The following is a 13,694-nucleotide window of genomic DNA, read 5'->3' on the forward strand; positions in this document are numbered from 1 at the left end:
CGTTTGACCAGCAAGTGTCAGGCGAAAGGGTTTTCGGGAGTGACGACGAGACGTGCGACCATAACCGACGTGGCCGCCCTCGCGGGCGTCTCCGTCGCCACGGCGTCCAAGGCGCTCAACGGCCGCGACGACGTCCGCGCCACCACCAGGCAACTGGTCCTCGATGCCGCGGCCCAGCTCAGCTTCCAACCGAACGTGCTGGCTCAAGGCCTGCTCAGCGGCCAGACGCGCACCGTCGGGCTGCTCACGAGCGACATGGTCGGCCGGTTCGGCATCCCGGTCCTACTAGGGGCGGAAAACGCTTTCGGAGCCGGGGAGATGGCGGTGCTCCTCTGCGACGCCCGGGGCGACGCCATCCGGGAGCAGCACTACATCCGCACCCTGCTCTCCCGCCGGGTCGACGGCCTCATCGTCGTCGGCGAGAGCACCAACCCCCGGCCGTCCATCACCAAGGACGTGCCCGTTCCGGTCGTGTACGCCTACGCGCCCTCAGACGATCCCGCGGACGTGTCGTTCGTGCCCGACGACGAAGGCGGCGCGCGCCTGGCCGTGCGCCACCTCATCGCGACCGGGCGCACCCGCATCGCCCACATCACCGGCCCCACCACCTACAAGGCGGCCACCGACCGGGCCGAGGGCGTGCGGGAGACGCTGGAGGAGGCCGGCCTGGCGCAGGCCGGCGAGACGCTCTACGGCGCCTGGTCCCAGCGGTGGGGCCGCCTCGCGGCCGACATGCTGCTGCTGAACGACCCCGCGATCGACGCGGTGTTCTGCGGCAACGACCAGATCGCCGCCGGCTTCATCGAGGCCGTCAGGGAACGCGGCCGGCGGGTGCCCGACGACATCGCGGTCGTCGGCTACGACAACTGGGAGGTGCTGTCGGAGGAGACCCGGCCCACCCTCACCACGATCGACCCCGACCTGGAGCGCCTCGGCCACACCGCCGCCCAGCACCTGTTCGCCGCCATCGACGGCAGGGCCACGCCGGGCGTGCACAGCATGCCGACCCGCCTGGTCATCCGCGACTCCACCGCTCCCGGAATTCCTGACACGCCCTGGCAGGTATCGCGAGGAGGATCGGACGCATGACCACGATCGCGAAACTGATCGCAGTGAACATCGACTGCGCCGAACCGAAGATCCTCGCCGAGTTCTACGCCACGATCTTCGGCTTCGAGGTCCAGCACTCCCAGGACGAGTACAGCGCCATCGGCGACGGCACCACGACCCTCTACTTCCAGCAGGTCCCCGAGCAGGCCCCGGCCCCGTGGCCGGGACCGGGCAAGCAGTTCCACTTCGACGTCCGGGTGCCCGACGTCGCCAAGGCGGTCGAGGAGTATCTCGCGCTCGGCGCCACCAAGCCCGACTTCCAGCCGGGCGGCGACCACTGGACCGTGATCGCCGATCCCGAAGGGCACCTGATCGACGTCTGCCCCGAACGCTAGAGCCGCTCGATGATGGTGACGTTGGCCTGACCGCCGCCCTCACACATCGTCTGCAGGCCGTAGCGGCCGCCGGTGCGCTCCAGCTCGTGCAGGAGCTTGGTCATCAGGATCGCGCCGGTGCCGCCCAGCGGGTGGCCCAGGGCGATCGCGCCGCCGTTCGGGTTGGTCCTGTCGGGGTCGGCGTCGAGCTCCTTCATCCAGGCCATCGGGACCGGCGCGAACGCCTCGTTGATCTCGACCACGTCGATGTCGCCGATGCTCAGCCCGGCCCGCTTCAGCGCCTTCTTCGTCGCCGGGATCGGCGCGGTCAGCATGTAGACCGGGTCGTCGCCGGTGAGCGCCAGGGTGACGACGCGGGCCCTGGGCGTCAGGTTGTGGTCGCGTACGGCCTGCTCGGAGGCCACCAGGATCGCGCCGGCGCCGTCGGAGATCTGCGAGGAGGTCGCGGCCGTGATCCGGCCGCCCTCCCGCAGCAGCTTCAGCGAGGCCATCTTCTCGAGCGTCGTGTCGGGGCGCGGGCCCTCGTCGTCCTCGACGCCGGCGACCGGGACGATCTGGTCCTTGAAGTAGCCGTTCGCGACGGCCTTGGCGGCGCGCTGGTGGCTCTCGTAGGCGTAGCGGTCCATGTCCTCGCGGGAGAAGTCCCACTTCTCGGCCATCAGCTCGGCGCCCCGGAACTGGGAGATCTCCTGCATGCCGTAACGCTCGACCCACTTCTCGCCGAACGGGAACGGCATGCCCTTCTCCAGGGCGGCCGTGATGCTGGACCCCATCGGGACGATCGACATCGACTCGACCCCGGCCGCCACCACCAGGTCCTGCGTACCCGACATGACACCCTGGGCGGCGAAGTGGATCGACTGCTGCGACGACCCGCACTGCCGGTCGATCGTGACACCCGCCACGCTCTCGGGCAGCCCCGCGCTCAGCCACGCGTTCCGCGCGATGTCCATGGACTGCGGCCCGAACTGCATGACGCAGCCCATGATCACGTCGTCGACGGCGGACGGGTCGACCCCGGTCCGGTCGATGAGCTCCTTCAGCGGATACGCGGCCAGATCGACCGGATGGACGGCCGACAGCCCGCCCTTCTTCCTGCCGACGGGAGTACGAACCGCACCGACGATGTACGCCTCTGCCACGATGGCCTCCACCTGTGTCACGAAACCGAGCAACATTCGGTCGTTACTTCGGAGGCTACAACAGTCGCTTCCTAGACGCTCCTGGGCGGTAGCAGATCGGCGGGCTCGAAGACCTGGAATCCCCAATGGTCGACCACGGGACCGTCAAGGGCGGTACCGAGGGCCAGGGCGACGTTGCCGGGGTCGAGCATCCGGGCGTCACCGTCGAGCTCCTCGGTGGCGCTGACGGCGATCCTGACGACCTCGGTGGCATAGGGCATGAGCCCGGCGACGGCGGCGGGGAACCGGTGCACGGGGGTGACGGAGACCCGGAAACCGGCGGCTTCGTAGACGCCGTCGGAGGACCAGCGCGACCTACGCGCGGCGGCGGAGGCGGACTCAGCGCCGCCTTCTTGGGCGTTCTCCGAGAGGTCATCTTCGGCCGTGTCACCGATGTCGTCACCGGTCGCCACATCGCCCGGTTTGTCGTCATCACCGGTCGCGGCTTCACTGGCACCGCCTGCGGCTTCACCTGATTCGGCTTCAGGCCCGGCTGCGCCTTCGCTTGACGAGGCTCCCGAGCCGGCCGCGGTCGCGCTCGATGCGGCTGTGGTGTCGGCTGTGGTGTCGGCTGCGGCTTCGGCGGACTCGCTCTCGGCGGCATCCGGTTCGGCCCCGGTTCCTGCTGCTCCAGCGTCGCCCTCCGGCTTTGCGATCGCGCCGCGCTGACCGTCCTCGACGCCGCTCTCGGATTCGAGTCCGGAAATTTCGGATCCGTCCCCAGTGGCGGCGGCGCTCGACTCGGTGTCCGGCGCGGCCGGATCGGCGTCCTCTTCCGTGCCGAGGATCTTCTCCAGCGCAGGAGTCAGCTCGGACTCCTCGACCGCCGGGAGGTAGACCACGTACTCCAGCTCGACGTCTTCGGCCGGGTCGTCGGCCGAGCCCTCGCACAGGCAGTAGCCGCCCAGGCGGTAGGCCAGTCCCGCCGCCAGCAGCTTGTCGTAGTAGTCGACCGGCAGCGGGCGCTCGGCCACCACGCGGTGCGCCCAGAGCTTCTCCTCGCCGTCGAGGCCGAGCTTCTTCTGGAGGTCGGGGGTGAGCTCGACGGCGTCGTGGATGCGGGTCGCGGCGGCCAGCACGTCGGCGCCGTCGAGTTCCGCCTGCGGGTCGGCCAGCCGGACGATCTCCAGGATCGCCTCGGGCTTGGTCTTGGCGGGCACCACGACCGTGGGGCCGGTGCGAAGACGGCCGGGCAGCAGCAGATTGGAGAGAAGACCCATGTGCCCTTCCTTACGTAGAAGTCAGGACGAGGCTAGGCCGGTCCCTGTCATCGTCGCGTAAACGATGACATTGTCTACGTAGTGACGGGTGGTGCGGTTGAATGTTCCGGCACATGTGATCAATCTGAGCTCGGCCATGTCGCTGTCGCCGTAGACCCGCTCGGTCGGGAACGTCGTCTTGTCGGCCTGCTCGATGCCGCCGACGGTGAAAATCGCGACGGTGCCGTCCTGCCGTACCACTTCGATGGTGTCGCCGTAGCGCAGCTCGGCCAGCCGGTTGAACACCGCGGGCGAGGTCGCGGTGTCGCGGTGACCCACCAGCGTGGCCGGCCCGGCCGAACCCGGGGTCGGTCCCTTCCGGTACCAGCCGACCAGGTTCGTGTTGGCCAGCGGCGGCGGCTCGATCGCACCGGTCTTGTCGAGGCCCACCGAGCGCACCGGCGCGTCGATGTTGAGCCGCTTGACGATCAGGCGCTTGGGCGACGACGGCTGGCTCATGGGGGCGACGGGCGTCAGCGGCGGCAGCGGCGCCGGCGCCTCCGGCACGGCCTGCGGCAACTCGGGACCGCCACCACGCCCGACCTCGGGGAGCATGCCGTTGGTGACGTTGAATTTGACCCGGTCAGGCTCGCCGTACTCCTCAGGGTTGCCCAGGATGAACACGAGGCCGAGCCCGACCGTCAGGAGACCGGCGACCGCGGCGATGATCAGCACCAACCGCACCAGCTGCGTGCCGTTCTTCCCCTCAGGCTCCGGCTGCGGCGCCGGAACCTGCTGGTAGTAGACGTAGCCCTGCTGCGGCTGGTTGGGATCCTGCGGGTAGTAGCCGGTCACCGGCGCCTCATCCCTGCTGCGGCCGTCGCCGGGAGCGCAACATCAGTCCGCCGACGCCGGCGGCGAGCACGATCGCCGAGCCGGTCAGCACGAACACCCGCCCGTCGGGGCCCAGCATGCCGCCGCCACCGGTCGCCACACCGCCGTCGGGCGTCTCGACCTGGTCGTCGACCGGCACCTCGGCGGTGGCGGTCTCGGTCACCGTCTTGGTGGTCCGGGGCGTCGGCGTGTTGGAGGTCGACGGGGTCGGCGTGGGCGTGGGCGTCTGCGAGGTCGACGGAGTGGTGCTCGCGCCCGTGACGCTCAGGGTCGCGCTCGCCGGGGTCGGGAGCGGAGCCGTGGTCGGCAGGCTGCAGACGAACTTGGCGGCCTCGGTGGTGCCGCTCATCAGGCGGAGCGTGAAGTTCTTGGCGGTCAGGATCAGCTGCGTCGTCCCGGTCGACGGGGTGATCGTGGCCGTGGGGGTCGGCAGCGCGGGGAGCGCGCCGCCGATGGAGATCGGGGCCCCCGGGGCGACGGAGGCCGAAGGCGTCACCGTGGCGATGGCCGCGGCGCTGCCGTTGCCCTTGATCTCGATCTCGGCGGCCAGCTGGATCGAGTTGGTCGTCTCGAGCGCCACGGGCGCCGGGGGCAGCGCGGTGCCGCTCAGCGCGACGGTCGCGGTGAACCCGGTGCCGACGGTCCCGGCCGTCACCGAGGAGTTGAGGGCGACGGTCACGTCATAGTCGACATCGGTGCCCGGGTTCCCGCTCAGGTGGGGCTTGCAGGTGTAGTTCACCGTCTTCGTGTCGGCGGTGGCGCTGCTGAGCATGGGACCGAGACCAAGAAGAAGACCAGCACTGACCACACCGGCGGCGGCGGCCTTGGTAGCGATGCGTCGCCGTGCCTTGTACTTCAGCACTGACTCTCTCCGTTTCAGATTCGATGACCGTTTCATGGCGGATGGGGAGATCCTAGGGACAAAGACTGGGAGAAGGCAGAGATAACCCCAACTCTGACGACAATCAGTAAAGATTTCGTCAAGACACCACACGTCTCCTCAGTATCAGCCCTCCCACCATCGCGGCGAGCGTGAGGGTGCCTCCGGCCAGCACGAGCACCCGCCCGTCGGGCCCCAGCGACCCCCCTCCACCGGTGGCCACACCTCCGTCGGGGGTCTCGACCTGAGCGGTGACGGTCGCCGTCGCGGTCCGGGTGGAGCGGTCGACCGGCGTGGGCGCGGTCACCGTGGCGGTGGCGGTCACGGTGCCCCTGGGGGTCGGCGTGCCGCTGCCGCTCGGAGTGTGGCTCGGAGTCGAACTGGGGGTCGAACTGGGGGTCGTGGACGACGTCGGGGTCGGCGACGCGACGACGGTGATCTTCAGCGCGACCGGGGTCGCGGTGTCGGGGAGCTCGCAGGTGTAGAGCACGGAGTCGGTGGTGGCTCCGGAGGGCCTGACCCGCACCACGAACTCACGGGCGGACACCTCGAACACCCCGGTGGCCTCGGGGGTCACGACCCCGACCAGCGGCGGGATCGGCCAGAGGGTCGCGCCCTGGGTGAGCGCCGCGTTGACCGTCATCGTGGCGGTGGCGGTCGCCCCGGGGTACGCCGAGGGATCGTCGTCCGACCCGCTGGGGGTCTGGCTCGGCGTCTCGCTGGGGGTCTCGCTCGGAGTTTGGCTGGGAGTCTGGCTGGGGGTCTGGCTCGGCGTCGTGCTGGGGGTCTCGCTGGGGGTTTCACTGCCCGAGCCGCTGGGAGTGGTGCTCGGGGTCTGGCTGGGGGTGGCGCTCGGTGTGGGGGTCGATCCGTCGATGGCCGGGCCGGTGGCGCGCAGCTCGCCCTGGGCGCCGATCTGGTCGCCCACGGCCAGCGGGGTCGGCAGGCTCAGCACGGGCCCGCCACTGGCCGTCGGCGTCCCGGGGACGAGGCTCCAGATGACCGACACGGGCGCGCTCGGGGTCGGCTGGTCGGGCCCGCCGAGGAGCACCCGTACCTGGTAGGGCGTCGACGACGTGTCGGCGCCCCGGGCGCACTCGTAGGTCGTCGTGCCGTCGCTGTTCCCGGCCAGCGCGGGGAGGCCGAGTAAGAGCAGGGCGGCGGCCGCCCCGGCGCCCGCTCCGCGCACGGCGAAGCGGGCACGAGTCTTCAGCATCCTCATCGCTTGCCCCCGGATACGCCGTCTATCCGCGGACCTCGGTCAGGGTCGCGTAGACGACGATGTTGTCGGTGTAGTGATGGGTCTTGGCATTGTAGGCACCACCACAGGTGATCAACCGAAGGCTTGAGGTGATGGTGTTCCCGTAGACGCGCTTGGTCGGGAAGGCCTTCTTGCTGACCTGCTCGACACCGTCGACGGTGAAGACCGCCAGTTTACCGTCCGCCCGCAGGATGCTGATCTTGTTGCCGCGCTTGATGTCACGGAGCCGGCTGAACACCGCGGCGCCCGAGCGGGTGTTGACGTGCCCGAGGATGACGGCCGGACCCTGGTCGCCCGGGGCGGGGCCGAACCTGTACCAGGCGGTCTCCTTGGGCTTGGCCAGCGACGGGGTCGCGATCTCGCCCTTCTTGGTCACGCCGACGGTGCCGATCTTGGCCCGGTTCACGCCGACGGCCGGAATGCTGATCTTCACCGGACGCGACGACTTGGGCGCGGTCACCTTCGGCGCCGAACTGGCCTTGGCGGCCGGCTTCGGGACCTCGACGTTGAGGCCCACGCCGTTCGCCTGCGCCACGACCTGGGGCGACAGGGTCAGCGGGGCGACCGGCTGGGTGGCCGGCGCGGGCGGCGGCGCCGTCGGGTCGGCCGCGGTCAGCGGGACCCCGGGGCCACCCGGACCCACGGTCGGCGGGATGACGTAGGAGTTGCCGGCGGCCTGGATGTTGACCTCGTCGGCCGGCTCCTCGACCGCCGGGGTCGGCGAGAGCACCATCAGCAGACCGGCCATGATCGCCGCGATGCCGCTGAAGGACCCGCCGACCAGCAGCGCCGTGAGGGTGCGCTTGGACATGCCGCCGGGCGGCGGCGCCTGCGCCGGGACCTGGACGACGGGCACGACCTGACCGGCGGCCGTACCGGCGACCGGAACCGCACCCGCCGGAACACCGGCACCCGGAGCACCCGCACCGGCAGTGGCCTGAGCCCCGGCAGCCTGTCCGCCGGGCAGAGCGGCACCGGGAACCCCAGCGCCAGGAATGCCGGCGCCGGGAACTCCAGCGCCAGGAACACCGGCACCCGGAACACCGGCGCCCGGAACCTGGCCCACCGGCACCATCACGACGGGCACCATGCCCGGAGGCACCGACCCGCTCGGGACCATGACCACGCCACCCGGCGCGACCGCGCCGGGCACGTCAGCACCGGCAGCCGGAGCCTCGGCGTCCTGAGCCCCCGAAGCCTGCCCCTCGGAAGCCGCAGAGCCGTCGGCGTCGGCCGGGGTCTTGGGCTCGATGGGCATGGCCGGCTTGTCGCCGCTGTCGCCCTTCACGAGCTTGTGCCCGGTCGCCTTCAGCAGCCGGTCGTAGGGGTGCTGCACGATCGCCCCGGGAGAGGCCGGCTTCGGCTGCTCCTCCTCGGGCTCGGGGTCGGGCGTCGGATAGGGGTTGCGCTTGTCCGTCATCACCGCTCCCCGGCGTGGGCCGCGCGCCTGCGCAGCAGCTTGAGTCCGCTGACCATGCCGCCCATCAGCAGCAGCGCACCGACCACCAGCACCGTGACGCCGGGGTTCGACCGGTCGGGCGCCACACCGGTCTGCGCGCCGCCCAGCGGCGTGATGGCCACCTGCGCCACGGTCGGGGTCGAGGTCAGCGTCACGGTCGTGGTCGCCGTGGGGGTCGGGGTGCCCTGCACGATCACCGACACCAGCGGCGTGAAGTTCTCCTGCGGGGTCGGCGGCCTGCTCACGTTGCCGGAGGGGCTCGGCGAACCGCTCGGCGAGGTGGAGGGCGTCGTCGACGGGGTGGTCGACGGCGTGACCGACGGGTCGCCCGAGGGGGTCTGCGACGGGTCGCCGGACGGGTCGGGCGACGGGGACTGCGAGGTGCCGCCGCCGGTCACCGTCAGCGGGATCAGCGGGAACTTCGGCTCGGGGCTGCAGACCGTGCGGTAGGGCGAGGCGTTCAGGTTGTCGGCCGTGTCGGCGTACACCTTCCAGGCGTCGACGCGGGCGAACTTGTCCTGGGTCTGGTTCTTGATCTTCACGGTGTACTTGCCGTAGGGCAGGTCGGTCGCCGCGGTGAACTTCTCCAGCACACGGCGCTCGCCGGCCACCTGCCAGTAGGCGTTGTAGCGCTCGGAGGCCTCGTCGGGCGGGTTGCCCTGGTCGGTGACGAGCGTGAACTCGCTCATGTCGTTCTTCTTGTCGCCGAACAGGTCGACGCCGGTGCCGACGAAGGTGAAGGTCGCCTCGTCGCCCTCGTTCTTGGCCTCGCGGAGGTCCTGCTCGTAGTGCGTCTTGCCGAAGTAGGCCAGCGGGTCGTTGACGTGGTTCCAGCCCGGCCCGTACCAGTGCGAGAAGTCGCCGACCGGCTGGAAGTCGTTGTTCCAGGTCGACTCGACGTCGGCGAGGTCGAGGATGATCGGCCCGACCTCGATCGACCCGGAGCCGGCCCGCTCGGCGGTCGCCAGGCCCGGCGAGACCAGCCCCAGCGACAGCGGCTTGCCCGTGCGCAGGTCGTCGGCCGGGACCAGACGGACGCCGGTCGAGTCGATCGCGCCCTGGCCGGTCCACACGCCGTGCGCCTTCACGCGGGCGGTGACCGCGAGGTGGGCGCCCTTGTCGTGATTGGGGTTCAGCGGGTCGGGGACCTTCACGCTGCGCTGGGCGTCACCGAGCTGCCAGTTGATGACGAGCTGCTGCCCGACGGTCAGTTCCTTGGACGAAAGGGAGATCGACGCCGCGATCGTCTGCTGGTCGGCCAGCGGGCCGACACACTTGAAGTAGTAGGGACCTTCTGCCGAACCCTGGCTGGTGCCGGGGAAGGCGATCAGTGCGCCAGCAGTGGCAATTCCCACCGCTCCCAGGGCGGCCCACCGCCGACGCATCCGTTCCCACCGCATTGCGCACACTCCGATATCGCGGCATACCAAACCGAAGGTAGATCTTATGGGGTTAAGGAACGTGATTGGTGGGAACGTGGCGCACTTGTGATGCGCTCCCCAGCATGTTCTGAGGAGTAACAGAATCGTATTCTGGTTGTCATGGAGCGAACCCTCTTCGAGGAGGAGCACGAGCTCTTCCGTGACACCGTGCGCGACTTCATGAGCCGCGAAGTCATCCCGAACCACGCGCAGTGGGAGAAGGACGGCATCGTCCCCCGCGAGATCTGGAAGAAGGCCGGCGACCTGGGCATGTTCGCCATGTCCGTCCCCGAGGAACACGGCGGCATCGGGATCACCGACTTCCGGTTCAACGTGGTGGTCATCGAGGAGATCATCCGCGCGGGCGCCAGCGGCCTCGGCTTCGGCCTGCACAACGACGTGATGGCCCCCTACTTCGTCGACCTGACGAACGACGAGCAGAAGGCCCGCTGGTTGCCCGGCTTCGTGAGCGGCGAGCTGATCACCGCCATCGCGATGACCGAACCGGGCGCGGGCAGCGACCTCCAGGGCATCCGGACCACCGCCGAGAAGGACGGCGACGACTACGTCCTGAACGGCCAGAAGACCTTCATCACCAACGGCATCAACTCCGACCTGGTGGTCGTGGTGGCCAAGACCGATCCGGCGGCCGGGGCGCGCGGCACCACGCTGTTCGTGGTGGAGCGCGGCATGCCCGGTTTCCAGCGGGGCCGCAACCTCGACAAGGTCGGCCTCAAGGCGCAGGACACCGCCGAGTTGTTCTTCGAGAACGTCCGGGTCCCGGCCGCCAACCGTCTCGGGCTCGACGACGGCCAGGGCTTCTTCCAGCTCATGGCCAACCTGCCGCAGGAGCGCCTGTCGATCGCGGTGGTCGCGGTCGCCGCCGCCGAGGCCGTGCTGGCCACGACGATCGACTACTGCCGCAACCGCCAGGCGTTCGGCCGGAACCTGGGCGGCTTCCAGAACACCCGGTTCGTGCTGGCCGAGCTGACCACCGAGGTCGAGATCGCCCGCCTGTTCGTCGACACCTGCGTGACCGCGCTCAACGCGGGGACGCTGACCCCGGTCGACGCCGCCAAGGCCAAGTGGTGGACCACCGAGCTGCAGAACAAGGTCATCGACCGCTGCCTGCAACTGCACGGCGGCTACGGCTACATGACCGAGTACCCGGTGGCCAAGGCCTGGCTCGACGCCCGCGTCCAGACCATCTACGGCGGCACCACCGAGATCATGAAGGAGATCATCGGCAGATCGTTCGGGTTCTGAACCGATCCAAAAGCGGCGGTAAAGCTTCATACTGGGCCCATGGAAATCACCGGGCTGATCCTGCTGGTCTTCCTGGCGTTCCTGGCGGCCTGGCTGCTGAACAAGGTGCGCCGGTTCTTCCGGCTCGGCGCCGTCGCCTACGGCGGCGTAATGATCGTCTTCATCATCACCATGCTGTTGATCTGGGGTCAGACCATCCGATGAAACCCGCGTTCGACCCGGCTCTGCCGCCCGCCGACCGGGCGCTCATGGCCGCCTCCCCCGAATTCCTCCACCCGGTTCCCGGCCGCCCCCGCTGGGGCGGCCGCATCGGCGCCGACGCCTGGGCCGCGCTGCTGTCGGCCTCGTTGTGGGGGTTCCTGCCCGTCGTGATCGGCCGCCTCCACGGCCGGTGGTGGTTCCCGCTCGGCGCGACCCTGCAGGTCGTCCAGCTCATGATCTGGTTCTTTTACGGCTTCGCCCTCGCCTTCACCATGAGCCTCGCGGTCGAGGCGGTGGCATTCCTCGTCCTGCTCGGCCTGTCGGGCGAGTCTCCGGTCGCCAAACTGGCCCGCAAGCACCAGGGCCGCTACATCGCCGACCTCCACCTCCGCGACGCCGAGTTGCTGGAGCGCACCCAGAAGGCGGTCGCCGCCGTGCTCGAATCGAGCGTCAACCGGGCCGGCCTGCTCGACGACATCGCCAACACCGTCACCCTCCCCCGCCAGGAGTGGGAGATCGCCGAGACCCTCGCCGAGATGACCCGGCTGCGCCGCGAACAGCGGGCGGCCCGCAAGGGCAAGGTCACCGACCGCATCAAGGACATGCTCGACGCCCACCAGAGCGCCATGAAGGTCGCCACCGACTCGCTGACCGAGCGCGTCGAGGCCCTGGAGGACTACGCCCTGCGGGTGATGGCCGCCGACGACGCCTACCAGGAGTGGAAGACCCTCCAGGAACTGGCCGACGACGGCGACGCCTACACCGAACTCCTGGCCCGGACCGTCCGCGACCGCCTGGCCACCGAGGAGATCGACGCCCTGACCGAGAAGGCCGCCAGGGTCGAGGCGGCGCTGCGCGAGAGCGTGCGCGACGCCCGCAAGGCCGGCCTGGTCCTGCTGCCGAAGGCGGGCTGACATGCCCAAGGTCTCTCCCAAGGCCCGCCGCCTCTACGTCCGCGTCCCGGTGTGGGCCAACGCGCTCGGCGGCGTCCTCCTGGTCACCCAGCTGATCACGGGCATCTCCCTGGCCACCGCCTCGACGCGCACGCCGGTCGCTGTCCCCGTACAGAAGCGGGAGACCCCGATCCTCGCTTCGCCGGTCCCTGCCGACGTCGAGACCACGCCCGAGCCGACGCCTGAACCGACGCCGGAGCCGACGCCGTCGCCCTCCCCCACGCTGGAGGTCGACCGCATCCCCGAAGGCACCGTCGTCCGCCTGAAGAAATACTCCGGCACCCCCTCGCCGGTGATCGGCGAGGTCCGCGACCGCAAGGCCCGCCTCCGCTACGCCGAGCTCGGCGAGCCCTGGAAACCCGCCAAGGGCCAGCCGGAGGGCCTGTTCTCCGACGGCCGCTACTCCACCCGCCAGAGCTTCGTCACCGAGGAGTACGGCCCCGACCTGGACAACGAGTGGTTCGCCGACATCGACGCCCAGCGCCTGTGGAGCGACCTCGACGGAGGCGACAGCCCGTACGACGCCGCCGTCGCGATGCTCGACTACAAGCAGGAGAACAACTTCCCCCGCGGCACCAAGGGCAAGGACGTCGCCTCGCAGCGGGTGCCCAACGGCTGGCTGGTGGCCCGCGAGATGCGCATGCCGCCCAGCGAGCTGGGCCGCAAAGCACGACTGGAGCTGGCCGTCGCCGTCGCCGTGGAGACCGGCGCCGACCGCCCGTCGGTCATCTGGATCACCATTCCGGAGACCCACAAGCGCCTGTGGCCCGACGTCTCGACGGTGGTCAGTTCGCTGCGCGTGCTCCGCTGAGGAGCACCCGTGCCACCAGCTCGGGGTCGTCGGTCATCGGGACGTGCCCGCAGTCGCGCAGCAGGTGCACCCGCTTCTGCGCCCACCGTCCGGCCCTGACCGCCTGGCGCGTGGGCGTCAGCCGGTCTCTGTCGCCCCACGCGATGGTGACCGGCACCTTCGGCGGCGCGGGCGGCGGCAGCCAGTAGAACGCGTCGAGCGTCTCGTAGAACCCGGGCGCGTCCTTGAGCGCCTGCCATCCGGCGTGCATGACCTCGTCGGACACCCGTTCGGGATGGGCGACGACCAGCCCCAGGCCCTTCCGGGTGGCCGGCGCGGCCCGCATCACCTTGAGGACACTCCGGAGCCAGAGCAGCTCGGTCCGCGACCAGAACCCGGCCGGGGAGATCGCGGTGGCCGTACGACACACCCCGCGCGAGGCCATGTCGAGGGCGAGGTAGCCGCCGAGGGAGTTGCCCGCGACGTGGGGTTCCTCGATGCCGAGATCGTGCCAGAAAGCCTCGACGGCGTAGGCCAGCGACTCGGCGGTGGAGATCGTGCCCGGCGGCAGGGGCGGAGAGGCGCCGAACCCGGGCAGGTCGACGGCGATCACGTCATGGTGCCGGGCGAGCAGGCCGATGACCGGTTGCCAGGCCTGCCAGTGGTGCCCGATCCCGTGCATCAGCACCAGAGGCGGGCCGGCTCCCGTGCGGCGGTAGACCAGCTCCATGGCTTCGAGTCAAA

General features: G+C 70.2%; 14 protein-coding genes. 6 read left to right on the forward strand and 8 right to left on the reverse strand.

The annotated features are described in order from the left end of the window. Positions 1–39: 39 nt before the first annotated feature. Both QSK34_RS18500 and QSK34_RS18505 read left to right on the forward strand, forming a co-directional pair. Entirely contained in the window at positions 40–1,089 is a 1,050-nt protein-coding gene (locus QSK34_RS18500; RefSeq protein WP_285585494.1) for a LacI family DNA-binding transcriptional regulator, read from the forward strand. Continuing rightward, positions 1,086–1,445, forward strand: a complete 360-nt coding sequence (locus tag QSK34_RS18505) for a VOC family protein (protein ID WP_285585496.1) — start codon at positions 1,086–1,088, stop codon at positions 1,443–1,445. Before QSK34_RS18500 ends, QSK34_RS18505 begins: the two co-directional genes overlap by 4 nt. On the opposite strand, the gene QSK34_RS18510 is transcribed toward QSK34_RS18505, so the two are convergent. The 7 genes from QSK34_RS18510 to QSK34_RS18540 form a co-directional block, all read right to left on the reverse strand. After that, on the reverse strand, positions 1,442–2,587 hold the full coding sequence (locus QSK34_RS18510; RefSeq protein ID WP_285585497.1) for an acetyl-CoA C-acetyltransferase: 1,146 nt from the start codon (positions 2,585–2,587) through the stop codon (positions 1,442–1,444). The two genes, QSK34_RS18505 and QSK34_RS18510, sit on opposite strands and share 4 nt — an antisense overlap. Before the next feature lie 71 nt (positions 2,588–2,658). Further along, complete coding sequence (locus tag QSK34_RS18515) at positions 2,659–3,846, reverse strand: hypothetical protein (RefSeq protein WP_285585498.1); 1,188 nt, start codon at positions 3,844–3,846, stop codon at positions 2,659–2,661. Between the two features lie 21 nt (positions 3,847–3,867). Continuing rightward, complete coding sequence (locus QSK34_RS18520; protein WP_285585499.1) at positions 3,868–4,680, reverse strand: class F sortase; 813 nt, start codon at positions 4,678–4,680, stop codon at positions 3,868–3,870. Positions 4,681–4,687: 7 nt separating this feature from the next. Continuing rightward, positions 4,688–5,491, reverse strand: coding sequence for a hypothetical protein (locus QSK34_RS18525; protein WP_285585500.1), 804 nt, complete (start codon positions 5,489–5,491; stop codon positions 4,688–4,690). A 208-nt stretch (positions 5,492–5,699) separates the two neighbouring features. Continuing rightward, complete coding sequence (locus QSK34_RS18530) at positions 5,700–6,821, reverse strand: hypothetical protein (protein ID WP_285585501.1); 1,122 nt, start codon at positions 6,819–6,821, stop codon at positions 5,700–5,702. A 22-nt stretch (positions 6,822–6,843) separates the two neighbouring features. Next, entirely contained in the window at positions 6,844–8,280 is a 1,437-nt protein-coding gene (locus QSK34_RS18535) for a class F sortase (RefSeq protein WP_285585502.1), read from the reverse strand. Further along, a complete protein-coding gene (locus tag QSK34_RS18540) occupies positions 8,280–9,704 on the reverse strand; it encodes a hypothetical protein (RefSeq protein WP_285585503.1) in 1,425 nt (474 codons plus the stop codon). The genes QSK34_RS18535 and QSK34_RS18540 overlap by 1 nt, the downstream gene beginning before the upstream one ends. A 156-nt stretch (positions 9,705–9,860) precedes the next feature. Here QSK34_RS18540 and QSK34_RS18545 point away from each other — a divergent pair, with 156 nt between their 5' ends. The 4 genes from QSK34_RS18545 to QSK34_RS18560 are packed head-to-tail and all read left to right on the forward strand — an operon-like array spanning position 9,861 to position 12,971. After that, on the forward strand, positions 9,861–11,006 hold the full coding sequence (locus QSK34_RS18545) for an acyl-CoA dehydrogenase family protein (protein ID WP_285585505.1): 1,146 nt from the start codon (positions 9,861–9,863) through the stop codon (positions 11,004–11,006). 39 nt (positions 11,007–11,045) lie between these two features. Beyond that, positions 11,046–11,210, forward strand: coding sequence for a hypothetical protein (locus QSK34_RS18550; RefSeq protein WP_197038532.1), 165 nt, complete (start codon positions 11,046–11,048; stop codon positions 11,208–11,210). Continuing rightward, positions 11,207–12,121 (forward strand): hypothetical protein, encoded by a 915-nt coding sequence (locus QSK34_RS18555; RefSeq protein WP_285585506.1) that lies wholly within the window; start codon positions 11,207–11,209, stop codon positions 12,119–12,121. Before QSK34_RS18550 ends, QSK34_RS18555 begins: the two co-directional genes overlap by 4 nt. Before the next feature lies 1 nt (position 12,122). Continuing rightward, the gene (locus QSK34_RS18560) at positions 12,123–12,971 is read left to right on the forward strand and encodes a hypothetical protein (RefSeq protein WP_285585507.1); all 849 of its coding nucleotides are present in this window, start codon (positions 12,123–12,125) and stop codon (positions 12,969–12,971) included. On the opposite strand, the gene QSK34_RS18565 is transcribed toward QSK34_RS18560, so the two are convergent. After that, entirely contained in the window at positions 12,946–13,680 is a 735-nt protein-coding gene (locus tag QSK34_RS18565; RefSeq protein ID WP_285585508.1) for an alpha/beta fold hydrolase, read from the reverse strand. The two genes, QSK34_RS18560 and QSK34_RS18565, sit on opposite strands and share 26 nt — an antisense overlap. Positions 13,681–13,694: the final 14 nt, after the last annotated feature.

Source organism: Herbidospora sp. NBRC 101105 (genome assembly GCF_030269205.1).
Classification (GTDB): domain Bacteria; phylum Actinomycetota; class Actinomycetes; order Streptosporangiales; family Streptosporangiaceae; genus Herbidospora; species Herbidospora solisilvae.